Below are 25,376 nucleotides of genomic sequence, written 5' to 3'. Positions count from 1 at the left end.
ATGACTTGGAGGCAGTAAAATGAAAATAGTAATTATCCCATCTGGTTTTAAGGAGTGTTTGGAAGCTGAGGAAGTAGCGAGTGCGATTGATAAAGGGATCAGGCGTTTTGATTCCGCTGTGGATACGCATGTTATTCCCATGGTTGATGGTGGAGAAGGTTTTGTCAAAACAATTATTAAAATTAAGAAAGGTGAACTTAAATTTATTGACGCCACAAATCCTGTAGGTGAAAAAGTACAGACATACTTTGGGTTGTATGAGGAAAACAACGTAAAAACAGCCGTAATTGAAATGGCCGCTATTGCTGGGCTTAGAATGGTTCCTCTTCACAAACGTAACCCTTTAAATACTCATACTTATGGTGTAGGAGAATTAATTTTAGCTGCCTTAGAATCAGGAGCGACTCATATTTTATTTGGCTGTGGTGATTCGGGTACATCCGATGGTGGGGCGGGTATGGCACAAGCGTTGGGTGCTAAATTTTTTAATCAAAATCATCAACCAATAGAAATTACGGGAGGGGGCTGCTTAAGTGATATTGCATATATGGATTTAACCAATATAGATCCTAGATTATCTCAAGTACAAATAAATGTCGCGTGTAATTGGCATAATGTACTTTGTGGTCCAAAGGGAGTGGCGCACGTATTTGCACCCCAAAAAGGAGCTTCCTTACTAGAAGTAGAGATATTGGCTAATGGTTTATCGCACTTTGCTAATTTAATAGAGAAGGCTACGGGGCATGATGTGAAAACGCTACCAGGTAGTGGCGCATCTGGGGGATTAGGGGCAGGGTTAGTGGCATTTGCAGGTGCAAAACTATTTCCACGTTATGAAATTATTATGAAATATATTCAAATTGAAGAACATCTAGAAGGTGCTGACCTTGTATTAACTGCGGAAGGGTGTATAGATAGACAGACACCAAACGGGAAGATTCCTGCGGAAGTTGCTAGATTAGCAAAACAATTGGGCATACCGGTGATTGCAATTACTGGGTCCATTGGAAAGGATGCATGGGTAAACTATACAAGTGGGATTGATGCTTATATGAGCATTATTCAGAAGCCAACTTCATTAGAAAAGGCGATGGAAGACGCAGCAAATTTAATTGCTGATTGTGCAGAGGCAGCTGTACGTCAAATTCGGGTTGGCTATCGTATTGCTGAAAGGAAATTGGGTAAAGGTATCATATGAAATCTAATCGTTTACTAGAAAACAAGCAACAATCTACTAAAACATACTTAACTAAGCTGCCAAATGTAACACAAATCATCGTCATTCTTCTCTCATTTGTGTGTTCATTTATTGTTTTCACAGACAATATAGCTTATGATGCAAAGGTTTCTATGATTGTTTTCATTATTACACTAGCTTTATGGGTATGTACAAAACTTCCTGCCGCCTATGTTGCTTTAGGTGCATTACTATTACTCATTTTATTAAATGGGGCAAATACAGATGTGCTCTATTCATCTCTTTCTTCGGAAATCATTTGGTTGATGATTGGCGCTTTTATTATTGGAGAAGCATTTAGTTCTTCTGGTCTATCTCTTCGAATGACGCGAGTGATCATTCATAAAGCAAAAAACACAAACCAACTATTATTGTATTTGATGTTGTCTCTGTTTCCATTGGCTATCTTTATTCCTTCCACTTCCGGCAGGGCGGTACTCATGTTGCCAATTGTAAGAGAAATAGCGAATCTTGTTAAGAATAAGCAACAAAGAGAAATCATCGCATTGTTCGTACCAGTCATCATTTTAATGACGACCTCTTCGACATTATTAGGAGCAGGTTCACATTTAATCGGGATAGAAATATTAGAGAAGACGACAGGAGATAGTATCTCTTATATAAATTGGTTGATATGGGGGCTCCCTTTTGCCTTGATCATCAGTTTCATCACATATTTTGTTTTTAAATTATTTTTTTCAAAGGAATTAACTGCAGCCCCATTTGACGCGAACAATATCAACAATATATATGAAGTAAAGCCTGTTTCCAAAAAGGAGAAGCAAACCCTTATTCTTTTAACTGTCTTGATTTTGTTGTGGCTAACAGAAGCACTTCATGGATATGAAATAGGTTTGATTACAATTGTAGGTGCCTTTATTTTTATGCTGCCTAAGTATGGCGTCATTACCTGGAAGAAGGGTTTACAGGCTGTATCGTGGAATTTGATTTTATTTGTCGCTGCTGCAACAGCATTAGGTAAGAACCTGGTGGAAACAGGTGCGGTAAGCTGGATAGAGCAGGAAGTATTCAAGCTAATTGGTGCTTTTCCACCTATCCCTGCATGGGGTCTTGTGAGTCTTATCATCCTTATCGCTATTACCAGTCACATTTATATTACCTCTCATACGACAAGGGCTGTAGTGATGGTGCCAGGTATATTAATGCTTAGTATGACACTTAATTTAGAGCCATCCTCCATGCTCTTTTTAAGCTTAGTAGGGATGAACTATTGCTTAACTTTCCCGGTCAGTTCGAAGGCACTATTAGTATACTATGAGCATGACACGATGAGTTATCGTGCCAATATTTTATTAAAGTTAAATATGTTCTTAATGCCGATTTATTTTATATTGATGATTTTGTTTTACTTTACTTATTGGAACTGGACAGGGTTATAAGTGTAAAAAAAGGAGCCTTCATTCGGCTCCTTTTGCATTATATTAGTAAAGCTATAATCATTGAGCGTGAGATGTATGTGCAGTTTTAATCACTCTTCTGCTATAAAATATTCTCGTAAATATTCTACCCATAGATGATGACCTTGTTCATTCGGGTAGTAATCTTCCTCCAAGTACTCTCGTATGAATGGATCATTAGTATCTGGCCAAGCTTGCCAATGGTCGAGATATGTTAAATGATTTTCCTCAGCAAAAGCTTTAAGTGCCTTGACTTGCTCGTTATATTTTTGTGGTAAATAAAATGGGTTAGCTGGCTGAAATATGACAGTGGTTGCAGGGTTCACTTTTTCTAAAGCTTCTAGCCACTTCTCAATGTGATGTATCGGTGCTTCTACATCCTCTTACCAATCATTATCCCTCTTTAAGAAGGGTTTTAATAAGACAAGGTCAGGTCCAAATTTGCTTACATCTGCGATATCAAATTCACCTGAAATACCATCAAAAGGAACAATCTCGACTGTTATTGTCTTTTGATAGGCTTGATTTATTTCTTGTTCTAATTGATTTGTCCAACTTTTATCTTCCTCGATATCGTTGATGGTGATCCAAATCAAGGTTTTTATTAAAGTAGTTTAGAGTTCTTTTGCCTACTTGGTATAGTAGAAAGCTTACGTTATTTGATTTGACTATAAATATTTTGAAAAGATGAAAAATTTACTGGAAGAGGTATCTAACATTTCTCTATGTTGACCTGTAACGCAAACAACAGTATCCAAATTTTCTCGTGATTTTAATTCCTTTACAAGGGGATACATTTTAATAGCCTCTCGCCTTGTTCTGAATACAACCATGACTTCCTCCTCAAATAATATAATAAATAACTAAGCCAGCAAAAATATTTGGGCAATAAAAACTTGATAGCTGCTTTTTAGTGATACTTTGTCTATGAATTATTGCATTAGACATTCCCATATCAGCAAATGCTTGTGAAACAACTATAAACAATCATGATCCTACCCATTAAACCTAAAGCTGATGGTCCTAATATCCTACGATTAGTGGAAAATAGGAGTAAATCATGATCCGGAAACCAATAAATTAATTCTTGAATCTTTGGCTCTTGGTAAAAGGATGCGACAAAAGGAGAGATTAAGAACAAGAGGGTTCATTTAAACAGTTTTTTTGGAGATAGAAGATTTAGACGTTAAGCATGTAATTTTTCATAATGTAACACAAGAAATTATATCTAATTTATATTCTTACAGAGGATGGTACTTGTATCAGAGATTATATTCATGTAATGGATTTAGCATCTGCTCACTATTTAGCTTTAGAATATTTAAGAAAAGATAATACAAGTGATATTTTTAATCTAGGTAATGGTAGTGGCTACTCAGTTAAAGAAGTAATTGAGGTAGCAAGAAAGGTCACAAATCATCCGATTCCTGCGGAAGTAAAAGAGAGAAGAGCGGGAGATCCAGCTGTACTAATTGCTTCATCGGCAAAAGCAAGAAAGGTATTAGGATGGAAACCACAATTTAATTCATTAGAAAAAATTATCTCTGATGCATGGAATTGGCATAAGACTCACCCCAATGGTTATTTAAGCAAATAAATATCTATGTAAATAAAAATTACCCGCTAGCCTTAATGGCTCGGCGGGCTTAATTGTGTTGTTTACTGTTTTCTGAAAATGCAATCCTCATTATCACTTCCCTGTGAAAAATGATATTCGCCTCAATGTCTAAATGAACCGTTTAATTTGAATGAATTGCTCTATTAATACACGTTTACATAACTATCGAGTTATTTTGTAATTGGTTTATTATATACAGCAAGCCTTTCCAAACTTAGAAGTAACTATTGTCTTCTCATTACAGTTGGCTACTTACTAACATCTCTGGTATAAAGAAATTTAATATGCCATATTTCTTTCCCCTTGTTTGCAACAATAGCTCCTACAGAACCTTATATCCCTGTGAAATTAAGTTTGGAGTTATATATAAGACTGTATAATTACACCGGTACCTCCACCCCCAACAAAGGAGGATACTGCTGACACCCAAATATATCTCCTTCACCTGGACTACCACTCGGGGCGGTTCTGCTGATTGTAAATTTAATGGCGTAGGCAGGGTCAAACTCTACTAAATCAGTGATGCGATCTTTGTTGATATGGAAGAGTGCGGCAATGCTTTCTTTGTTTATGACACCGCTTTTTTTGACTAAATCATAGTTTTCTTGTTCTCGAAAAATAATGTCAAATGTGATGCGATCGGTTCCTGCGTTTTTACTTCGAATGGTCTTGGCTAATTCAGCTAAGGGTTTTGTGTTCATGTTATACTCACTCCTCTTCATTACACTTTAATGGTTTCTTGTATTGTTTCAATGTTTAGTTCGAAAAGAGACATAGGGTCTTTAACTGGTAACGTATGATTAATGGTCCATGAATAAGAAGCAGTGGAAGGAAGGACCTCGTCTACAATAAATGCAGCTGTACCAGCCGTTCCCTTTACTTCTGGTAAGCGTGCGTAGAAGATTTGTCTTGTGCCCATGAGTGTAATCGCTTCGGCTAGTTCTTTTGTGTCTGCGATCCCTTCGACTACAATGCCGAGTTCATGTGATTGAATATCTCGAATAGGTTCCATTTCACCCATTACCCCATTTTTGCCGAATATACGGTAGTTCAGATGATAGTTTGTAGTTGGGAATTCTTCTTTTACTTGTTCTTTGCTTAACTGTATGACTTTATCAATATGTTGAATGGTATAGGGGTCACGAACTCCTGCTATGCCAATATATTTTTCACCGACTTTACCAGAGCCTTCTATTTTTATTTTTGTGTCTCCCTGAATAGGTATATATTTTTGCCCTGTAATTCGTGTTGTCTTTTCATCATATTGTTCGTACTTGCAATGGGTCATGTCAAGCATACCCCCGGCAAAGTATTCAAAATAAGGATTTGACCTCTCATACATTGCATGGCCCGCAACGCTAGCAATGGTACATTTTTGATGCGGTGCCATTGCAGTGACCTTTACATCATTATGTGTAATCGTACCAATTACACTTTCTTTCGCCCCGTAAGGTTCTGCACAAAATGATGCACATTCGAGAACTTTACCTAAATAATAGGCATGTTCCTCTGGGAATCCTTCAAAAATAGCTGGCGCTGCGAAAACAGCGCAATCGCTTGAGCGACCACCAATAATAACATCTGCCCCCATTTCTAAAGCCTTTACATAAGGGTGGATGCCTGCTACCGCTACCGCCCTAGTTGTCTTTTCAACATCTACTTTTGTTAAATCCTCTCGATTATCTAAACCTTCAATTCTAGTACCTTCTTTGATTCTGTCAGCTAAATATACAGTGTCTACATCAGAGTAGAAATAGGCAATCTTGAAAGGTGGAAGTTGGTGTTCCTTAGCTAAATCCTTTATGATCTCTACATATAAATCTACTCTGCTTTTCGTACCGCAATCACCTGCAGAACCGACAATCATTGGTACATTTTGTTCACGTGAGGCGAGCAACATTAGTTCAAGATCATGCTTTTGCCATTGGTACATACTTACTGACCGGTCTGCACCTAAAGCTGCAGCTCCAATATCGTCGCTTCCTGAATCGCAACAATAATAATCAGGTTTTGTAGCAGCTGCAATATGAAAGCTCTCCTCTTTTGTTGGGGCAAATCCTAAATGTCCATTTGGACTAACAATTCTTAATTGTTCTTTTGTCATAAAAATTCCTCCTTGAGCAAAATTGTTATAACCACTTAATACAATATAATACACTGATAAAATTATTTGTCAATTCAGAATATAATCAACAAATAAAAAAAGCCAACAAAAAAGTTGGCTAGGGAGGTTTCACAGTTTTCTTTTTATAAAAAAGCGATATTGGTCACCGCGATAGTAGGCTTCCCTATATTCTAAAGGATAAGCATCTTTATACATGATAGAAGTTACTTGGAAAATGGGCCAACCTTCTTCAATTTGCATTGTAGATGCAAGTTCCTTATTTGCTGTATGAGCTTCAAATGTTTGTTCTAAGTGAGTCGGCTGATATGTATTTGTTAACTGATAGAGATCCAATGTTGAAAAAGGTTTACCTTGTGTTTCCATTGCTTGTGCATTTGGCATGATGGTTTGACCGACAGGTATAGAAAAATAACTATTATAATAGACCATTGGTTGCTCATCACCGTATCCGATGAGTTGAAGATTACTTACATAATCGGTCGGTTGAAGATTAAGTATTTTAGCCATTTGGACAGAACTGAGTACTTGTTTGTTTGCTAATATTTTGGTTGAAGCAATAACCCCTTGTTGCTCTAACATTTGTTGAAAACTATTGATTTGCTCTAAAGGTTGTTGTAACTTGGTTTTTCGTGAAATAAAAGTGCCCACTCCATGTGTTCTATAAAGAATACCTTGGTCTTCCAATTGTTTAATAGCTTGACGAATGGTAATGCGGCTTACAGCAAAAAGTTCGCAAAGTTCCCTTTCGGAAGGGAGTTTTTTACCGGCCTGCCAAGTTTCTTCATTTACTTTTTCCTGAATAAGCTGTGCAACTTGTTCGTAGAGTGGTGTAGAACTATGACGATTAAGCATTTTTAACACCTTCCTGATCCAACTTAGTTTATGTGATTATAACATCTAAAGGGAAATAACTACCATATTTTAATAAGATTTAGAAACTTCTGAATACTTGTTGAAAAATTGAAAATACCTGCTATAATATCAAATAAATTGATATAACCACTTATGACAAATTGGGGAGAGAGGGATGTTAATGCCTGCTGCTTTATGGATACTATTAGCATTATTAGTCTTTGTAGCTGTATTTTTCGTTGTTTTCAAGCGACCTATGTATGAAATAATGGCTCTTACCTTTGTTTTTATCATTGCGATTACAGGACAGTGGAATAAGTTTTTAGAGTATTTATTGTACCCTTCCACAAGTAGTTTATTTTATGTGATTTTTGCCTTTATGGTTATTGCTGTACTTTTCGATGCAACAAATGTTGTTAATAGAATTGTGCAGATTATGATTTCCTTAGTTGGGAGATTTAGAGGAGGAGCAGGCTATGTTGCCTTATTAGGGAGTACATTTATGGCATCATTGTCGGGGACAGGTCCAGGTAATGTTGCAACAACCGGTGTGTTTACGATTCCAATGATGAAAAGGACAGGGTTTCCTCCGCATTTTGCAGCAACAACAGAGATGTCAGCAAGTATGTTAGGTAATATTATCCCTCCAGCTGGAATTATTGTTTTGACATATGGTGTGCTTGAAAAAGTTTCGCCTGGTAGTATCACATTAAGTGGATGGATGGTGGCAGCATATAGTATTGGTGTTTGGTTCTTCGTCCAAAGATGGTTAACGTTGTATGTGCTTTGTCGCGTTTATAAAGTACAGCCGATTCCTGCTACAGAAATTCCTTCATTCAGTAAAAGTTTAAAGTCAGGTTGGGCTACTTTATTTATTCCAATCATCATATTCCTCCCCCTTTTCTTAGATGCACAGGCAAAAGATTGGTTATTAGGTAGAATTGGGGAAAGTGGTAGTGGGGCCTATTCTAGTTCCGTATTAATGTTTACCCCTGGTTTAGCTGGAGCTTATGCTGTTTTTATCGGTAGAAAGTCGTTTGCTAAAAGAAAAGAATTTCTATCAAAAATGTTTTCAACTTTTTCAGGCTCACTTCAACAAGTAGTACCTATTGCGGTTACCATTTATTTTGCTTATGCTACTTCACAGGCTTTCTCTGGAATTGGTGCAGAAAAAGCAATTGAAGAATGGTTTGTCTCATTAGGTTTAAACATTACGCTCCTTATTATTATTATTCCAATATTCTTTATGGTTCTTGGAATGGTGTTACCTGGAACTGCGCAAGTAGCTATTCTTGGTGGTGCCGTAATTGCAGCCGCCAGTGCACTTGGAGGCGACCCTATTCTATTTGCAGCATTATTACCAGCTATGACAGGTGCGCTTGAGGGAATGACTCCTCCACTCGCATTAGGCATGTATGTGGCGATGGGGATAGCAAACTCTGATTTTACAAAAACGGTCAAACTCTCAGTAATATGGGTTATTCTTCATTTAATATTGTGTATGATCTTACTAACTGGCATACTACCAATCTTAGGGTTATAGGGGTGTTGATATGAGTCTATTTAAAAAGATATATGGAATGATTGCATTGATTACATTAACTTTGGGGTTCATTGTGGCAATCCTTTTTCTAATAGCTATTGTTATGGGTGGGAATCAGGGAGAATTAATAGCCAGTTTTGCTGGTGAAGTTATGAATTGGTGCATTAAGTTAGCGGCGATTGCAGTATTGTTCGGCATTATTGATATATATATACGAAAAGAACACTCATTAACGATGAAGAGTGAGGGGAAGAAGGAGGAGGAAAAGTTATATATGTAAGGTTTGATATGAAGCCTATAAGCAGAGCCAACAAACCATATGAGATTTTGTCTTTCTTACCTTGATAGTATAGTAGGAAAGGAACGTTCAATAATATTTTACAAGAGGCTGCCAACCAGCAGCCTCTTTCATTTTATTCTCCGCAACTGGTATTGTGATGTTTAGATGTTTACCGTAATTCTCTTTACAACTATCACTTTTTTTATTGCTGAAGCTGCGCTTAGTTGTATAAGTGATTAGTTATATAAATGGGAGCTGTATTTGACAAATTTTTTCCTTATTTCCCGAGAAATGATTAATGATGTCGTAATTTGTTTAGAAGTTAGTGTCTATTTAGAACATAATATGAGAAATAGTACTTGAAAAGAAGTCATATTGATAGTCCAAAAAATTCTTTAAAGCCAGATTTTCCCTCGCTAGTTATAACAATCTCCCTCGAGTTTTCTCTAGATTCTAACCACCCCAATTCGATATATCTTTCAAATAGACCATTCCCTAAAGCGCCGCCTAAATGGTGTGTACGTTCACTCCAGTCAAGACAAGCATGGCAGAAGGAGCGGCGTTTTCTAGATAGAGCAATTAAATCTATTCCTAATTCTTTGAAAAAGTGCTCGCCTTTTGTTGTTATGATGAACCTCTTATTGGATTTCTCAATATATCCTTCTTCTTGCATGATATTGGTTAAATTCACACTCAGACGTCCGGCTAAATGGTCGTAACAAGTTCGGGCGTTTTCTAATCTTTTTAGTTGGCTTGATTGTTTTAAAGAGCGAACTTCAGGTGGAGGGGAGATGGACATAAATATTTCTAGTGTGTTGGCCACTTCCTCGTTTGCTAAGCGGAAATAGCGAAATCGGCCATTTTTTTCACTGATTACGAGATTGTTTTCTACTAGTTTGGCAAGATGAAAGCTGGCTGTCTGGGGTTTAATGGTGGCCATATAAGCTAGTTCGCTTGCTGTATGGAATTTTCCATCCATTAAAGCTGCCAGTATAGTGGCTCTAGATTTTTCAGCAAGTAGCGCTGTTAGTGCCGTAAGATTCGGATGTATACTCATTTTTTCACACCTCTGTAATCCATACTTCGATAATTATCGTATGATATAGGTTTTATAATAATACGAAGAAAACCTATTTACAAGGTAGGTGGGAGTATTTATTGGGAGGATAGTATACATGAAGAAATTCAACTTTTTTACTTTAATTATGTTGACTACAGCACTAATGGGTTCGTCTTTTGCGATAGGGAAAATAGGGCTAGGTTACTCATCCCCTTTGTTATTGGCAGGTTTACGTTTTTTTCTAGCTGGTTTAATCATGATGGTGATTGTGTTGATACAGAAGAGGGAGCACCCTAGTAGCATGAAAAATTGGGGGAGAGTGCTATTAATAGGTTCTTTTCAAACAGCTGGGGTGATGGGATGCATATTTATCAGTTTAAGAACGATAACAGCAAGTGAATCTTCTATTTTAACTTTTATGAACCCGCTATTAGTCATCATTTTTGGCACTATTTTATTGGGTCACCGTTATAAATGGTATCAGTGGAGTGGTGTTGTCTTAGGTTTCGTAGGCGTAGGAATTACATTAGGGGGCATTAATGATTTTAGGATTGGTCTAGTGTTTGGCGCTTTTTCTGCTGTTTTTTGGGCTATTTCTACTTTATTAGTTAATCGCTGGAGTGGGCGTTTCGATACATGGGTGCTTTCTGCTTATCAGATGTTGTTTGGTGGTGGCATTCTCTTATTTTTTAGTAGCGTATTTGAAGAACCATTCTTTCATGTGACGAAGCATTCAGTGCTTATTTTGTTATGGCTAAGTATCATGTCCTCTATTGTGCAATTTGCGGTTTGGTATTTCCTTTTACAAAAAGGTAATCCAGGGAGGACGAGTTCCTATTTATTTTTAGCTCCATTCTTTGGTGTTTTGACTGGATATGTCTTGCTTGATGAACCTATTTCTTTTTCACTTTTAGTTGGGGGTTCATTTATTTTATTAGGCATCTATCTGGTAAATAATAGCTTCAAAAAAGAAGTTGTAGGCGAGACTCCTTTCGTACAAAATAAAACAAAAAGTGGATAATAGATAAACAAAGAGGTCGCCATCCTGAGGCGACCTTTATTCATTCATTCTCTGCAACTATACCCTGAAATATCACTACTACCAAATGCACCATACCGGCCAGATGGCCAAAATACGCCTTGTGTTTGCCCGTTTGCGTCGTACCCTGTAATATGCATTAATAGTATTTGCCCGTCTGTTAATTGGATGATGCTCCATTTGTTTACACAGGCGGAACCTTTGCTTTGTAGAATGTTTTTGGCGGTTTGTGGATTTTTTAGTAGAGAGTGATATTTGTTGACGGTATAGTGTGATGGTGGTGCGGGTAAGGCAGGTGCTGTTGATCCTTCCTCACCAGCGTTTTCACCCGATTGTCCGTTGCCATTTGTCCCACTATTGCCTTCTGATTGCCCGTTTTGTCCGTTTGACTCGTTCGGTTGTGGGATGAGTTCGGTTAAGTCCTCTAAGCTTGGCATGCCGCCATTTGATCCAGACTCTCCCTGTCCAGGAAGGATGTCTTGTAAGTTTGGTAAACCTCCACCATTACTGTTGGATCCGTTTTGTCCTGGTAATAATTCTTGGAGGTTTGGCATGCCCCCTCCATTCCCATTTTGCCCTGGTAGGAAGTCAGCTGGATTGGGTATACCGCCACCATTATTTTGTCCGGGCATAAAGTTACCTAAGTTTGGCATGCCGCCACCGTTATTTGGTGAGCCTTGGCCAGGCATGAAATCATCTAAGTGTGGGGCACCGCCTGATGGGGGCCCATCTCCTCCTGAAAAGCCGCCAGCTCCAGGAAATCCTCCCGGTAAGCCGCGAACGTTATGGTTGTTATAGCTCTGAGGTTGATAATAAGGTTGTGGCCCGAACGGACCGTAATAATAATACATGTTGTGCCTCCTCATGCAAATCTCCGTATAGTGTCTAGATAATTTATGATGAAATTACCTATTTGTGAATGATTTTGCATCTGTATGAGGTATTTTAATGATATTACTATTTCCCTGTACTTTCTATAGTATGGAGGGCTATTTGTATAAGGGGTTGAATGGTTTGAAATAATGAATAATTCAATATTATCTAAAAATGATGTTGACATCTTTACTGTAACCGTATAAGATATGATTAATTTATTAAAAAGATCGGTTGCCGACTGGGACACTAGAGGCTCTCTACACAGCGTGTTAAAAGCTGTATGGGGAGTCTTTTTATTTTTTATAATTCCTACTAAATACATAAGAATAAATGGATTAAAACATTAAAGAGGAGTCGTGATGATGACAGAAAAAGAGCTAGTAACATCAGATGTAGCAATTGCAATAGATTCCTGTGATATGGAGGACCTGTTAACAGCTATTGCGCAAGATGCGAAAAAGAGAAGAAATGATGATAGTGATGCCAGACCTTTTTATGCGATGAGATTAATTAAAGAGAACAAAATAGGGGCATTGAGGGTACCTAAAGCGCTTGGCGGAGGCGGCATTCAATTGAAGGAATTAATGCAATTTGTCATCCGCTTGGCCGAAGCGGATCCAGATGTTGCTCATTTATTAAGGTCTCATTTCTCACACGTGGAACGGTTGATCCAGCTAGGGGACAAAACGAAACGCGAACAAGCGTTAGAGAAAATTGTCAATGGCGAGATCATCGGTAATGCTTATACGGAAATCTCAAAAAATGCGGCAGGCAGCTCAAAATTCGAAACCACCTTATCCGAAAACGGAGAGAATTTTCGATTAAACGGTACAAAGTATTTTTGCACTGGAACGATGTACGCTGATTGGGTTAGCGTCATGGCAGAAACGTCGGCAGGTAAAGTTGTCTCTGCTTTTATACCGACAGATAGAGAGGGCGTCATCATCAAGGATGATTGGGATGGATTTGGTCAAAAAGGCACAGGAAGTGGAACGACCATCTTCAAAGATGTCACGGTCTATCCTGAAGAAATTAAGGAATTTCAAGAAGATAAAAAATCATTTAATGCTTTTCTGCAACTGATTTTACAAGCCGTGATTGCTGGTATTGTCCGTAATGTGGTGACAGATGCAAAGGAATTGGTACATAAACGAAAACGAACATTTAGTTATGCACCGGCAGAACAACCGAAGGACGATCCATTGTTGCAACATAAAATCGGTGAGATTGCGAGTATTGCCTTTGCTGTAGAAGCAACGGTGCTAGCGGCAGCGGAGTCGTTAGAACGGGCGACGAATAGAACAGGTGATTACGAGCTTGACCATGATGCGTCTTTACGGGCAGCACAGGCAAAAGTAGTTGTGGATGAATTAGCCTTAAAGGCAGCGACCCTTCTTTTTGAGGTAGGAGGTGCATCAGCAACGAAACAGTCAGCCTATTTAGACCGCCATTGGCGCAATATCCGTACAATTTCTTCCCATAATCCAACTGTTTATAAAGCCCAAGCGATTGGTAGGTACATCATTAACGATGAAAAACTCCCAGTAGGGGTTGTTTATTTTTAATTACAACTAAAGTAAGCCGACTAGACTAACTAAAGGCAGACTTCTTCTATAGAGGGCTGTCTTTTTTGTTATATAAAGAATTGAGTTTGTAAGAGGGGGAAATGGTTTGATTCGATTTACAAATGTAAGTAAAACATTTGGTACAAAGGAGAACGTCGTAAAAGCCGTTCAAGATGTGAGTTTAGAGGTAGAAAAAGGGGAAATTTTTGGGGTGATTGGCTTCAGTGGCGCAGGGAAAAGCACATTATTGCGTCTAGTTAATCTGCTTGAGCGGCCAACTTCAGGGGAAATCGTAGTCAATGAAAAGAGAATAGATGCACTCTCCCAGAAGGAGCTGCGCCAACTAAGAAGTGGCATTGGGATGATCTTTCAATCTTTTAATCTTTTTAGTTCTAGAACGGTATATGGCAATATTGCATACCCACTTAAGCTTGCCGGTTGGCCAAAATCAAAACTAGATCAAAGAGTAAAGGAAATGCTGAAGTTCGTTGGTTTAGAGGATAAGGCAAATAAATATCCGGAAAGCCTATCAGGGGGGCAAAAACAAAGGGTAGGCATCGCACGTGCCTTAGCAACATCACCAGACATTCTCATTTGCGATGAAGCCACATCTGCTCTTGATCCAGAAACAACTGAGGAAATTCTCCAGCTACTATTGAAGGTGAATAAAGAGTATAACATTACGATTATGCTGATTACCCATGAGATGCATGTGATTAAGAGAGTTTGTAATCGTGTGGCTGTCATGGAGGATGGCAGAGTGATAGAAGAAGGTCAAGTATTTAATGTGTTTACGAAACCACAGCACGAGACGACCAAGAATTTTATTCGCTCCGTCCAGAATGACCAACTTTCCTCACATCTATTAGAAAAATTACAAGAGAGCAAGCGAGGGAAACTGTATCGCATTATTTATAAAGAGGGGGTCAGTAATCAGCCCATCCTATCAAAAATTAGTAAGAAATATCAGGTGGAATTCAATATCCTCTATGGCAATATTAGTGAACTGCAAGAAAGATTGTTTGGTAGTTTAATAGTCGAATTCATTGGTGAGGAAGCAGAAGTAAATCAGGTGATTGAGGAATTAGAAAAAATAGTTGAGTTGAAGGAGGTATATTATGCAAGTTGATTGGGCGACATTTTGGCCAAGAATTATCGAAGCCACTGGGGAAACGATTTTGATGGTAATTCTGACTTTAATCTTTGCTACCATTCTCGGCCTCGTAATTGGTTTGTTACTCTTTGTCTCGCGGAAAGGCAATATTTTAGAGAATCGCTGGGTTTTCTATTCATTGAACTTATTGATTAATATTATCAGACCGATTCCATTTATCATTTTTCTCGTTGCCATTAGTCCATTTACGAGAATGGTTATGGGAACAACGATAGGGACGGCAGCGGCGGTATTGCCGATGACGATTGCCGCAGCTTTTGCCGTTGCTAGAATTGTTGAGAATAACCTCGTCTCAATAGATCCCGGAATTATTGAAGCGGCACAGGCAATGGGCGCGAGTCCTATACGAATTATCTTTACGGTTCTTATCCCGGAAGCGCTTGGACCACTCATTCTTGGTATTACATTCATCACTGTTGGGCTAATCGACTTCTCTGCTATGGCTGGTACAGTTGGTGGCGGCGGATTGGGTGATTTAGCGATGACGTATGGATATCAACGATTTGATACTTCAGTCATGATTGTCACGGTTGTCATCCTTATTTTACTTGTGCAAATCGCGCAGTTCTTAGGAAATATGCTTTCAAGATTCTTTTTAAGAAGATAAAGGGGTGTTTTGAATGAAGAAAAGAAAGTTTGTTTTCATATTAGTACTATTACTTGCAACATTTTTAAGTGGGTGTGGTTCCGATTCAGCTTCGGGTGATACGAAGCATGTCAAAATCGGTGTTACAGGATCAGACGGTCAATATTGGCAAATTATTCAGGAGAGAGCGAAGGAAGAAGGTATTGAAGTGGAGTTGGTCGAGTTTTCCGATTATACATTACCGAATAATGCCTTAATAAACGGGGAAATTGACGTGAACTCCTTCCAACATTTAGCGTTCTTAAGTCAGTTTATTGTTGAAAATGACGATGCAGATATCAAACCGATTGGCTCAACGGTCGTTGCACCGATGGGATTATACTCAGAAAAATATGAGAGCCCAGAAGATATACCTGATGGTGCGACAATTGCCATTCCGAATGACCCTGCTAACACAGGCAGAGGATTAAAAGTATTAGAAGAAGCTGGCTTGATAACATTGAAGGAGGATGTTGGCTTATATCCAACACCTGATGATATTGTAGACAATCCACGCAATATAGAGATTTTGACAGTTGTCGCTCAACAAACACCGAGAGTCTTACCTGACGTTGCCGCTTCAATTATTAATAGTGGGATTGCTGGTCAAGCAGGCTATCTACTAGAGGATGCGATTTATCATGATGATCCACATAGCGAAGAAACAAGACCTTACTTAAATGTTTTTGCGGTTCGTGGGGAGGATGCGGAGGATAAGACATATCAAACGATTGCCAGAATTTATCAAGAAGAAAAAGTAGTTGAGGCTGTAAAGGAAGATTCCAATGGCGGGAATGTTGTCGTTGATATTCCTATTCCTGAATTACAGGATACGCTTGATCAATTATTAGAAGATATCAAATCTGGTAAACAGTAGAAAGGAGAGAGTCGATGAGTAAGCAAATCCAATTGAATGCATTTGAAATGGCAGGTGCGATGCATAATTCACATGGGTTATGGAAGCACCCGCAAAGTAAAAGGCATCTCCATTACAATGATTTGTCTTATTGGACAGATTTAGCAAAGCTATTAGAAAGGGGCAAGTTTGACGCCCTTTTCTTTGCTGATGTGGCCGGTGTATATGATGTGTATCAAGATAGTAAAGAACCAGCTATAAGAGACGGTTTGCAATTTCCCTTAAATGATCCAGCGATGATCATTTCGGCGATGGCAAGTGTGACAACTGACTTATCATTTGCTGTGACAGTTAGTACGACATATGAACATCCTTTTAGTCATGCCCGCCGGTTTTCGACTTTAGATCATCTAACAAAAGGAAGAATTGCGTGGAACATCGTGACTTCTTATTTGCCAAATGCAGCGAGAAATTATGGTTTGAAAAATATGGTCAAACATGATGAACGCTACGAGCGGGCAGATGAATTTTTACAGGTAGTCTATCAATTATGGGAAGGTAGTTGGGAAGATGGAGCTGTTATTGCAGATGTCGAACGAGGGATATTAGTTGATCCTGATAAAGTCCACCCTATTAACCATAAGGGTCAGTATTATCAAGTAGAGGGCCCACATATGACAGACCCTTCTTTACAAAGAACACCAGTGATTTATCAAGCAGGTACATCTGTAAGAGGAAAAGAATTCGCTGCTACGCATGCAGAGTGTGTTTTTATTGGTGGCCCAACAAATGAGAAAATACGTGAGCATATTAAGGATATAAAAGCACGTGCAGAAAGACACGGTAGAAATCCTGAACATATAAAGTTTTATACCTTTTTAAATGTGATTGTTGCGGAAACGAACGAAGAAGCGGAAGCGAAATATGAAACGTATCAAAAACTGTGGAGTGCGGAGGCTGCAAAGGCACAGTATGGTGGTTCGAGTGGCTATGATTTATCACAATATACCGATTTAGATGGTTATTTTGAATACAAGCATACGGAACATGGACAATCGCGAGCAGCGTCACTAACAAAGGATGCGCCGAAAAAATTGACGGTGCGGGAAGTGTTGAACCGTTTTGAAACAATCAATCGTGATCATGTAATTGTCGGTAATCCTCAGGAAGTAGCTGATGCTATCCAATTTTTCTTTGAAGATACGGGGATTGATGGCTTTAACTTAGCACATTTTGTCACTCCGCAAGATTTACAGGAGTTCATTGATTTAGTGGTTCCTGAGTTGCAAGCGAGAGGATTGTATAAAAAAGATTATACAGAAGGAACTTTCCGTGAAAAAATATTTGGTAATGGGCAGCGGTTATTACCTAGCGGACATCCGGGGAGTAAATATCGACGAACGTATACAACAAAACTTTAAGGGGCGATAACCGTGACGGAACGATTTGTAGGGAAGACGGGTATAAAGGTGTCCAATCTTTGTTTTGGCACAATGTCTTTCGGTGGAAATGCAGATGAACAGACATCGAAAGAAATGTTTCATTTAACGAGAGAGGCAGGCATTAATTTTTTTGATACAGCCAACGTATATAGCCAGGGAAGATCAGAAGAAATCTTAGGAGAATGTATCGCTAATTGTCGCAATGAGGTCATTATTTCTTCTAAAGTAGGTTTTCCCGTTGGTAAGGATATGAATAGTAAAGGAGCCTCCAGACGCCATATTTTTCAAGCAGTGGAAGGTAGTTTAAGGAGACTAAAGACGGATAGGATTGAATTTTATTTCATCCATTTGTTTGACCCTCATACAGATATAGAAGAAACCGTTCGGGCGCTTGACGATTTACAAAGGCAAGGAAAGATCCTATATCCGGCGGTAAGTAATTGGTCAGCATGGCAAATAATGAAGGCCCTTGGTATTTCGGCGAGAAAAGAGCTTGCCCGATTTGAACTTATTCAACCGATGTACAATTTAGTGAAGCGCCAAGCGGAAGTGGAACTCTTACCGTTAGCTAAGGAGGAGCAGTTAGGGGTTATTTCCTACAGCCCTTTAGGTGGTGGATTATTGACTGGAAAGTATAATCATGACAACTTACCAACGCAAGGAAGATTGATTGAACAAAAAAATTATGCAAGAAGGTATGGAACAAAGCAATACTATACGACGACCGATCAGTTTATAAAATTGGCACACGAATACGGTTATCATCCAGCATCATTAGCCGTAGCTTGGGTGCTGAGGAATCCAGCGATTACGGCCCCCATCATCGGCGCACGGAATGTGGAACAATTACAGAATGGCATCCGTGCACGAGAGATTCACTTAAGTGATGAATTATATGAAGCGATTACTCAATTATCAGACACGCCACCCCTTTCAACAGACCATAGTCGTGAGGAAGATTTATTTAAGGGGGTGAGACAATAAATGCTTCAAACGAAAATAAAGGATGTGCATATTCGTAATGAACGAGAAGCAGCTATAGCGGAGAAATACGATAAAATTGCAGAGAGACTGGAGGAATACGCAGACGAAAATGATGAAAAAGGTATGTTCCCTTATGCTTCTTTTGCCATTTTAAGAGAGGCAGGCTTCTTTTCGTTGACCGTTCCGCAGAAATACGGTGGATATGAGGCTTCATTATATGAAATGGCGATTGCTTTAGAGAGGTTAGCTAAAGGTGATGGTGCGGTTGCCCTTGCGGCAGGTTGGCAATCTTGTTTATTCCTGAATTATCGGGAAGGGAATCGTTGGAGAGAAGAGGTGTTTGCGAAGGTCTGCCAAGATGTGGTACAAAACGGAGACATTCTAAATATATTTGCCACTGAGAAGAAAGGTGGAAATATTTTTAGAGGAAGCCAGCCAGAGACGATTGCGAGAAGAACGGCTGGTGGATACCTCATTTCAGGGGAAAAAACGTTTGCAACATTAGCACCAATTGCTGATCCTTTGATTGTGATGGCTTGGGTCGAGGATGAAGGTGTACTTGGGGAATTCCTCATTCGAAAATCAGATAAAGTAGTAGTGAAAGAAACCTGGAATACAATTGGCATGCGTTCGACAGGCAGTGATACGATTGTATTAAATGAAGTATTCGTATCAGAGGAGTCACTGCTAGCAAAAGCAACTGGCAAGGAAGGAGGCTTAAAAAATCGCTCCACCTTTCTGTTTATCGCCTCAGTCTTTCTTGGTGTTGCCCATGCAGCCAGAGATTTTATTATCGACTTTGCCAAACATCAACAAGCAGGCAGTTTAAATAAACCCATAGCCGAAGTCCCCCACATTCAGCAAAAAATCGGTGAAATCGAAATTAACTTAACCACATCCCGTACATTACTATATTCACTAGCAGACAAATGGGATCGTTTTCCCCAACAAAGAGATCACTTACTAAATGACTTTCAAGCAGCGAAGTATACCATCTGTCATCAAGCTATACGAATTGTGGAAATCGCCATGAGAATTGCAGGTGGAAGAGGATTGTCGAAAGACTTTAAATTAGAACGACTTTTCCGAGATGTGCAATGTGGCCTGTCCATGCATCCGGCTGATGATATGATTGTGCAGGGGTTGGCGAGATCTGTATTATATTCTGAGTAACGGATTCTTCAAAAAGAAAATAAGGCACCAAGTGGGAGGGGAAAATGCGAGACAAGTAAAAAAACGCGACCAGCCCTTAATGTTAAAGGGATAGTCGCTTTTTGCATCTCATTGACAATAAGGGTGCCACGGCATATATGCACACCAAGGTGGTTTTCCACCAGGTGTTCCGCCACCTGTTCCGCCACCTGGATTAGGCATCCCGCCACCGCCGCCAGGTGCACCGCCTCCCGGTTGTCCGGTTGGTCCACCAGGTGTTCCGCCACCGCCGCCTGCACCACCAGTTACTTCAGGTGGTGGGGTAAATCCGAGTGGTGTTAATCCAGTTAGTTCTGCGCGATTAATCCTCATAAATTCTGGCACATGACTACCAGGGCGATAAACATTGAGCGTCACCACTCCTGTAGCTGCATCAAAACCTAATAATTGAGCAACAACCCATCCAAGCCCGGTGATGTGCACTCGAATATATTGATTTTGAAATTGATTAAGATTCTGAGTGGCTTCACCTGGTGACCAAAGAGTGGGTTGTGTTCTATACACATGATAATAATTATATGGATACATACCTAATCTCCCCAATCCATTTTTCTTCAGCATAGTGTATGCCTAGATAGCTAGTATGGTGAGGGGGGATTTTGTAAGGTTTAATTATCAGAAAACATTGACAAATGAAACGAGTCAGCTTAAACTTATGATTTATAAAGTTATAATATTATAATCTGAGGAGTATACATATATGGAAATTAATAAAGATTCACATCTCCCATTATATCGCCAAGTGGAGCAGGTGTTGGAGTATAAAATAAGTTCAGGTCAGTGGGATGAGGGTTTTCAATTGCCCACTGAACAGGAGTTGGCTACATTATTTAATATTAGTACGATAACAGTAAAGAGGGCAATTATTGAGCTGGTCAATAAAGGCTTTTTGATGAGACAACGAGGGAAAGGGACATTTGTTTTAGGGAAAAGAAAAGAACAAGATATTAATCAATTAATCTCGTTAACAACTGACCAATCGGAGTCGCATCCCCATGAGTTGTTACACTTTGCTATAGAGATAGCTTCTAGTGAAATGGTTGAGAAGATGAAGTTGAATCATGGTGATCAGGTGGTAAGAATTGAACGTTTAAAGCTTGTTGATGGTGAACCGATATCGTTGGAATATACATATTTACCATATGTTCATTGTCTTGGAATAACAAGTGAAGATATTAATAATGATTTAATTTACAACATGTTACGCCATAAGTTTCATATCAATTTAGGAAAAGCTAAGCTTTTTATAAAGCCTTATATAGCTACAGGTAAACAAGCAGAGGTATTAGGTATTTCTGAGAATACAGCAGTATTTGAGTGGGAACGTTTTACATACTCTAAGGAAAAGGAAATCGTGGAATACTCAATGTTTTATGTAAGACCGGACAAAGAAACTTATTTTACAGAAGTTGATTTTAATTAATGGAGAGAGACGTTTGCATGTTTCTCCTCCTTCACCTTTTAAAAGTTATAATATCATATTATTATATTTTTATTATTAAATTACTGAATATTTAAAATTAAAAATCTATTATAGGTAATTAGGCAATCTAATTATAAATGAAGTCAATCTAATGATGGGGGTATGGAAGTGATGAAGAAATGGATGGTTATCGTAATCGTTGGACTGTTACTTTTGGTTGCAGGATGTGGTGAATCGACTGAGTCAAGTGGTGAGGAGAAACAACAAACACTTGTATTAGCTGCATATGGTGGTAGCTATGAACAAAAGATGAAGGAAGTGTTGATTCCAAAATTTGAAAAGGAAAATAATGTAAAAGTGACTTACATTACAGGTAGCTCTGTTGATACGCTATCCAAAATTCAGGCACAAAAGGATAATCCACAAATTGATGTCGTTTTTCTTGATGATGGACCACAGGCACAAGCAAAATCATTTGGGTTATTAGCTCCTTTAGATGAAGAAATCGTTACGAATTTAGCTCATTTATATGATATTGCTAAGGACAAAGATAATATTGGGGTTGGGTTTGGATTTATTACTACAGGTCTTGCATATAACAAAAAGTATTTTGATGAAAATGGCTGGGAACCCCCAACTTCATGGAATGATTTAGCTGATCCTAAGTATAAAGGCAAGTTAGTATTGCCTTCAATTGCGAATACTTATGGCGTTCACACATTATTAATGGCTTCACTTGCCAATGGCGGAAGTATAGAAGACATGGAGCCAGGTTTTGAGAAGATGAAAGAAATCGCGCAAAACACTATTACTTTTGACAAAACAGCCGATGTTTCTAATTACTTCTTACAAGGGCAAGCGGTAGCGAGTGCCTGGGGGAGTAGTCGTGTCCTAACATTACAAGATTCGGGTTTTCCAATTGAATATATTACCCCGAAAGAAGGGGCGCCAGCCTTAATGGCAACTGTTAGTGTTGTGAAAGATGCCCCAAATCAAGAGTTAGCACAGAAGTTTGTTAATTTCGTTTTAGATGAGGATGCGCAGCAATTATTTGCAGCTGAGTTATTCGATGGCCCAGCTAATAAAGAAGTTGAGTTAGATGAAGAGGTAGCAAGTAAAGTCGTGTACGGCGAAGAAGAGATTGCTAAGCTCATTAAAGTTGATTGGGAAGTAGTGAATAGTAAGCGTGCTGAATGGACAGAGCGTGCGAATAAAGAAATTGAAGTATCACATTAAGGAGGTGAATCAATTATGGGTTACTTGCGGATAAACAATTTAGTGAAAACATTCAATCGTACAGAAGTAGTGAAGGATCTAACCTTAGAAATTAGTAAGGGGGAGTTAATTTCTTTTCTTGGTCCATCTGGATGTGGGAAAACAACGACATTAAATATGATTGCTGGCTTTCTGGATGTCGATGGAGGACGAATAGAGGTAGATGGACAAGCCGTTCATCTGCTTCCTGCTAACAAAAGAGAAATGGGGATGGTATTTCAGAATTATGCGTTATTCCCACATATGACTGTGTTTGACAATATTGCATATGGGCTCAAATTGAGAAAAGTATCAAAGGTAGAAGCAAAAAAAAGAGTGTTAGAAGCATTAGACATGGTTCGGTTAGCTGGCTATGAAAAAAGGTATCCTAAGGAATTATCAGGTGGGCAACAGCAACGGGTATCATTAGCCCGCGCATTAGTAATCAAGCCAAAAGTTTTGTTGCTTGATGAACCTTTAAGTAATCTGGATGCGAAGCTACGACAAGAAATGCGTGAAGAGATAGTGGATATTCAAAAGCAAGTAGGTATCACGACTATTTTTGTTACACATGACCAAGAAGAGGCCTTAGCCATATCTGACCGGATTGCCGTGATGTATGAAGGGCGAATTGAACAAGTCGATGATCCAATAACCATCTATAATCAACCTAAAACGGACTTTGTCTCTCAATTTATTGGAGAAGTTAATAAAATACAAGGCGTAGTAGTAGGCGGGGAGAATGGGAATGAAAGTAGAGTTAATTTCTACGGAGATGAACAGTTACTTCCTTTCCAACTCCGAACGAATGAGAAACTTGATTTTTTTGTTCGACCAGAAAAAATTGTCATTACTCAAAAACATGAGGGAGAGGGATTTCAATCGATCGTAATGAAGAAAATGTTCTTAGGTGCTAAAACAAGGTATTTCCTTAAAGTAGAAGATAAAGATTTAATTGCAGACATTCCGAATACAGCTTTAAATCCACACTCAATTATAGAAGGCAGTAAAGTGCAAACCTTCTGGCAAGCAGAGGATATCCTGCCTTCTAGGAATGTGAGGTAAGGAAATGGAGTTAAATACACGCGTAGATAATGAAATCGTCCTTATGCAAAAGAAAAAGAACCTTAAAAAACGGAGAGATACATGGTTGCTGCTCATTCCTACACTAGCTATCTTTCTTTTCTTTTTCTTGCTCCCCTTGTTCTTTTTATTTGTTACTAGCTTTAAAACGTTTGATGCTGGTACTGGGATTGGCAATCAGTGGACGCTAGCGAATTATATTCAATTTTTGTCTGATCCTTTTTATATAAGTGTGCTTTGGCGAACAATAAAAATTGGTTTGATTACGACAATCATTACAATTATTATTTCTTATCCTGTTGCCTACCAAATAACGAAGGCCAAGCCTCGGATGAAAAATTATTTAACATTGCTGGTTCTGTCTCCTTTGTTAATTAGTATGGTTATTCGTTGTTATGGTTGGGTCATCTTACTATCGAATAATGGGGTGATTAATCAAACCCTAATGACAACGGGATTGATTAATGAACCGGCTCCCTTACTTTATAGTGAATTTAGTGTAATTGTCGGAATGGTACATGTGCTATTTCCTTATATGGTGTTAAGTATTATGGGAGCTTTAGAGAGAATTGATCCTTCTATTATTCGCGCTTCAAAAAACTTAGGGGCAAGTAACTTAAGAACGTTTGTGTCGATTGTATTGCCCTTAACTTTACCCGGCATTTTCGCAGGCTCGGTAATGGTCTTTAGTTTAAGCGTTAGTTCCTTCGTTACTCCATCTATTCTAGGGGGACCACAAGTGAAAGTGATGTCCTATATTACTTATGAACAGGTGGCTGTTATGATGAACTGGCCTTATGGTGGGGCGATTGGCTTCTTATTGATCTTAGTTGCTACCATCACCATCCTTATATACAGTAAAGTCCTTAGCAAATCGGAAAAAGGGGTGGCGATCCAATGAAGAAAAAGTTACCGAGCATATTACTAAGTCTTTCTTGTTTAATAGTGTATTTATTCTTATTGGCACCCATTGTCGTCGTTTTATTATCATCTTTAACCACGACAGAATATATCGTTTTTCCACCTGAAGGCGTTACTTTGAGATGGTATATAGAGCTAATCGAACATCCGGAATTTATCGATTCCTTCATCTTAAGTATCAGTGTAGCTTTTGGCACAGCAATCATTGCAACAATCATTGGTACCATGTCTGCTTTAGCAGTTGTTCGAAGGGAGTTTAAGGGGAAAAATGCGATTGTACAGTTAATTGGTTCACCCTTACTTATACCTTCAGTTGTCTTTGGTGTGGCGCTATTACAATTTTACTCATGGATTGGACTAGCAACAAGCCCACTGTCATTAATCCTTGGACATATTATATTAACTGTTCCATTTGTAATGAGATTAGTTGTTGCTAGTTTAGTTGGGTTTGACCGAGTGATTGAACAGGCCGCAATGAATCTAGGCGCCAGTTCTATTCGAGTGTTTTTTGAAATCACTTTACCGGTGATTAAGTCCGGGGTTATTGCAGGAGCCATCTTTGCATTCATTACATCGTTTGACGACTTAACCGTAGCCCTCTTTATCGTAAGTACGGATGTAGTGACATTACCGGTACGAATCTATACGTATATGCAATATCAATATGATCCCATTATCGCCTCGGTGTCTAGCATCATGATCATTATGACGGTCGTTCTAATGATTATAATTGAGCGGGTGATGGGAGTAGGGAAAATATTCTCTTCTAAAAATTAGAGAGGTGAAAGT

The 25,376-nt window shown here is 38.8% G+C and carries 25 protein-coding genes and 1 pseudogene; 18 read left to right on the top strand and 8 right to left on the bottom strand.

Features of this window, described 5'->3' with window-relative positions:
* The first annotated feature begins 19 nt into the window (after positions 1–19).
* Both MKX67_RS21315 and MKX67_RS21310 read left to right on the top strand, forming a co-directional pair.
* Positions 20–1,198, top strand: a complete 1,179-nt coding sequence (locus MKX67_RS21315) for a glycerate kinase (RefSeq protein ID WP_328198261.1) — start codon at positions 20–22, stop codon at positions 1,196–1,198.
* The gene (locus tag MKX67_RS21310) at positions 1,195–2,637 is read left to right on the top strand and encodes an SLC13 family permease (RefSeq protein ID WP_328198260.1); all 1,443 of its coding nucleotides are present in this window, start codon (positions 1,195–1,197) and stop codon (positions 2,635–2,637) included. The genes MKX67_RS21315 and MKX67_RS21310 overlap by 4 nt, the downstream gene beginning before the upstream one ends.
* 89 nt (positions 2,638–2,726) lie before the next feature.
* Here MKX67_RS21310 and MKX67_RS21305 read toward each other — a convergent pair whose 3' ends face one another.
* Together MKX67_RS21305 and MKX67_RS21300 are read right to left on the bottom strand one after the other, a co-directional pair.
* The gene (locus MKX67_RS21305) at positions 2,727–2,981 is read right to left on the bottom strand and encodes an SGNH/GDSL hydrolase family protein (RefSeq protein ID WP_328198259.1); all 255 of its coding nucleotides are present in this window, start codon (positions 2,979–2,981) and stop codon (positions 2,727–2,729) included.
* A gap of 57 nt (positions 2,982–3,038) precedes the next feature.
* Positions 3,039–3,251 carry a hypothetical protein gene (locus MKX67_RS21300; protein WP_307316257.1) on the bottom strand — a complete coding sequence of 71 codons (213 nt, stop codon included), beginning with the start codon at positions 3,249–3,251 and terminating at the stop codon, positions 3,039–3,041.
* 647 nt (positions 3,252–3,898) lie between these two features.
* Between MKX67_RS21300 and MKX67_RS21295 the strand changes: the two are divergent.
* Positions 3,899–4,252 (top strand): annotated as a pseudogene (locus MKX67_RS21295) (GDP-mannose 4,6-dehydratase); the annotation flags it as partial.
* 401 nt (positions 4,253–4,653) lie between these two features.
* On the opposite strand, the gene MKX67_RS21290 reads toward MKX67_RS21295, so the two are convergent.
* From MKX67_RS21290 to MKX67_RS21280, 3 genes are all read right to left on the bottom strand, one after another.
* Positions 4,654–4,974, bottom strand: coding sequence for a DUF4387 domain-containing protein (locus MKX67_RS21290; protein ID WP_095371666.1), 321 nt, complete (start codon positions 4,972–4,974; stop codon positions 4,654–4,656).
* A gap of 20 nt (positions 4,975–4,994) precedes the next feature.
* On the bottom strand, positions 4,995–6,377 hold the full coding sequence (locus MKX67_RS21285) for an acyclic terpene utilization AtuA family protein (protein WP_095371667.1): 1,383 nt from the start codon (positions 6,375–6,377) through the stop codon (positions 4,995–4,997).
* A 129-nt stretch (positions 6,378–6,506) separates the two neighbouring features.
* A complete protein-coding gene (locus MKX67_RS21280; RefSeq protein ID WP_322909788.1) occupies positions 6,507–7,250 on the bottom strand; it encodes a GntR family transcriptional regulator in 744 nt (247 codons plus the stop codon).
* Positions 7,251–7,431: 181 nt separating this feature from the next.
* Between MKX67_RS21280 and MKX67_RS21275 the strand changes: the two genes are divergently transcribed.
* Positions 7,432–8,793: a TRAP transporter large permease subunit gene (locus tag MKX67_RS21275; RefSeq protein ID WP_233435189.1), complete on the top strand. Its 1,362-nt coding sequence runs from the start codon at positions 7,432–7,434 to the stop codon at positions 8,791–8,793.
* Between the two features lie 10 nt (positions 8,794–8,803).
* Positions 8,804–9,073, top strand: a complete 270-nt coding sequence (locus MKX67_RS21270; RefSeq protein ID WP_095371670.1) for a hypothetical protein — start codon at positions 8,804–8,806, stop codon at positions 9,071–9,073.
* 370 nt (positions 9,074–9,443) lie between these two features.
* Here MKX67_RS21270 and MKX67_RS21265 read toward each other — a convergent pair whose 3' ends face one another.
* A complete protein-coding gene (locus MKX67_RS21265; protein WP_341098052.1) occupies positions 9,444–10,130 on the bottom strand; it encodes a metalloregulator ArsR/SmtB family transcription factor in 687 nt (228 codons plus the stop codon).
* Positions 10,131–10,248: 118 nt separating this feature from the next.
* Between MKX67_RS21265 and MKX67_RS21260 the strand changes: the two genes are divergently transcribed.
* A complete protein-coding gene (locus MKX67_RS21260; RefSeq protein WP_342488747.1) occupies positions 10,249–11,154 on the top strand; it encodes a DMT family transporter in 906 nt (301 codons plus the stop codon).
* A gap of 44 nt (positions 11,155–11,198) precedes the next feature.
* Here MKX67_RS21260 and MKX67_RS21255 read toward each other — a convergent pair whose 3' ends face one another.
* A complete protein-coding gene (locus tag MKX67_RS21255) occupies positions 11,199–12,023 on the bottom strand; it encodes a hypothetical protein (RefSeq protein WP_342488746.1) in 825 nt (274 codons plus the stop codon).
* 387 nt (positions 12,024–12,410) lie between these two features.
* On the opposite strand from MKX67_RS21255, the gene MKX67_RS21250 reads away from it, so the two are divergent.
* The 7 genes from MKX67_RS21250 (at position 12,411) to MKX67_RS21220 (ending at position 19,867) form a co-directional block, all read left to right on the top strand.
* The gene (locus tag MKX67_RS21250) at positions 12,411–13,613 is read left to right on the top strand and encodes an acyl-CoA dehydrogenase family protein (protein WP_342488745.1); all 1,203 of its coding nucleotides are present in this window, start codon (positions 12,411–12,413) and stop codon (positions 13,611–13,613) included.
* Between the two features lie 106 nt (positions 13,614–13,719).
* A complete protein-coding gene (locus tag MKX67_RS21245) occupies positions 13,720–14,742 on the top strand; it encodes an ATP-binding cassette domain-containing protein (protein WP_342488744.1) in 1,023 nt (340 codons plus the stop codon).
* Positions 14,732–15,394 (top strand): methionine ABC transporter permease, encoded by a 663-nt coding sequence (locus MKX67_RS21240; protein WP_322909783.1) that lies wholly within the window; start codon positions 14,732–14,734, stop codon positions 15,392–15,394. The genes MKX67_RS21245 and MKX67_RS21240 overlap by 11 nt, the downstream gene beginning before the upstream one ends.
* Before the next feature lie 13 nt (positions 15,395–15,407).
* Complete coding sequence (locus MKX67_RS21235; protein WP_322909782.1) at positions 15,408–16,289, top strand: MetQ/NlpA family ABC transporter substrate-binding protein; 882 nt, start codon at positions 15,408–15,410, stop codon at positions 16,287–16,289.
* 14 nt (positions 16,290–16,303) lie between these two features.
* A complete protein-coding gene (locus tag MKX67_RS21230) occupies positions 16,304–17,689 on the top strand; it encodes an LLM class flavin-dependent oxidoreductase (RefSeq protein WP_342488743.1) in 1,386 nt (461 codons plus the stop codon).
* Between the two features lie 12 nt (positions 17,690–17,701).
* Positions 17,702–18,694: an aldo/keto reductase gene (locus tag MKX67_RS21225; RefSeq protein WP_342488742.1), complete on the top strand. Its 993-nt coding sequence runs from the start codon at positions 17,702–17,704 to the stop codon at positions 18,692–18,694.
* Positions 18,695–19,867 carry an acyl-CoA dehydrogenase family protein gene (locus MKX67_RS21220; protein ID WP_342488741.1) on the top strand — a complete coding sequence of 391 codons (1,173 nt, stop codon included), beginning with the start codon at positions 18,695–18,697 and terminating at the stop codon, positions 19,865–19,867.
* Between the two features lie 108 nt (positions 19,868–19,975).
* Here MKX67_RS21220 and MKX67_RS21215 read toward each other — a convergent pair whose 3' ends face one another.
* Positions 19,976–20,434, bottom strand: a complete 459-nt coding sequence (locus MKX67_RS21215; RefSeq protein ID WP_322909778.1) for a hypothetical protein — start codon at positions 20,432–20,434, stop codon at positions 19,976–19,978.
* Between the two features lie 172 nt (positions 20,435–20,606).
* Here MKX67_RS21215 and MKX67_RS21210 point away from each other — a divergent pair, with 172 nt between their 5' ends.
* From MKX67_RS21210 to MKX67_RS21190, 5 genes are all read left to right on the top strand, one after another.
* Entirely contained in the window at positions 20,607–21,329 is a 723-nt protein-coding gene (locus MKX67_RS21210) for a GntR family transcriptional regulator (protein ID WP_322909777.1), read from the top strand.
* 171 nt (positions 21,330–21,500) lie between these two features.
* Positions 21,501–22,565 carry an ABC transporter substrate-binding protein gene (locus MKX67_RS21205; protein WP_322909776.1) on the top strand — a complete coding sequence of 355 codons (1,065 nt, stop codon included), beginning with the start codon at positions 21,501–21,503 and terminating at the stop codon, positions 22,563–22,565.
* A gap of 15 nt (positions 22,566–22,580) precedes the next feature.
* Positions 22,581–23,648, top strand: a complete 1,068-nt coding sequence (locus tag MKX67_RS21200) for an ABC transporter ATP-binding protein (RefSeq protein ID WP_224936671.1) — start codon at positions 22,581–22,583, stop codon at positions 23,646–23,648.
* 4 nt (positions 23,649–23,652) lie between these two features.
* Positions 23,653–24,567, top strand: a complete 915-nt coding sequence (locus tag MKX67_RS21195; protein ID WP_322909775.1) for an ABC transporter permease — start codon at positions 23,653–23,655, stop codon at positions 24,565–24,567.
* Positions 24,564–25,364 carry an ABC transporter permease gene (locus tag MKX67_RS21190; protein ID WP_224936669.1) on the top strand — a complete coding sequence of 267 codons (801 nt, stop codon included), beginning with the start codon at positions 24,564–24,566 and terminating at the stop codon, positions 25,362–25,364. The genes MKX67_RS21195 and MKX67_RS21190 overlap by 4 nt, the downstream gene beginning before the upstream one ends.
* Positions 25,365–25,376: the final 12 nt, after the last annotated feature.

It is taken from the genome of Cytobacillus sp. FSL W7-1323 (assembly GCF_038595015.1).
GTDB classification, from domain to species: Bacteria; Bacillota; Bacilli; order Bacillales; family Cytobacillaceae; genus Cytobacillus; species Cytobacillus kochii.
The sequence above is the reverse complement of the archived record's forward strand: the minus strand, read 5'-3'. Positions and strand labels throughout refer to the sequence as shown.